General features: G+C 66.3%; 1 protein-coding gene. It reads right to left on the reverse strand.

Features of this window, described 5'->3' with window-relative positions; translation table 11 throughout:
• On the reverse strand, positions 1-171 hold a 171-nt coding region (locus FV242_RS34215), incomplete at its 3' end, for a transposase (protein WP_281407141.1).
• Between the last annotated feature and the right edge of the window lie 81 nt (positions 172-252).

Raw genomic sequence — 252 nt, forward strand, 5'->3', positions numbered from 1 at the left:
CGCCGCCACGAGCTTGCGGTCCTTGTAGGAGACGAAGTCGAGGCTGTGGCGCAGGAGGTGGACGATGCAGGTCTGGACCAGCGCCTCGGGGAACACCGCCCGGATCGCATCGGGGAAGCCCTTCAGGGGACTATCGGAAATTCCGTGTGTGAGCGGCGGGTTGAACATCAGGCCGCCATGGCCCGGGTGAAGCGCTCGCCGAAGATGACGGCGAACTGCGCCTTGGCCATGACCCACTCACGCGGGCCCATC

This window comes from Methylobacterium sp. WL64 (assembly GCF_008039945.1).
GTDB lineage: Bacteria > Pseudomonadota > Alphaproteobacteria > Rhizobiales > Beijerinckiaceae > Methylobacterium.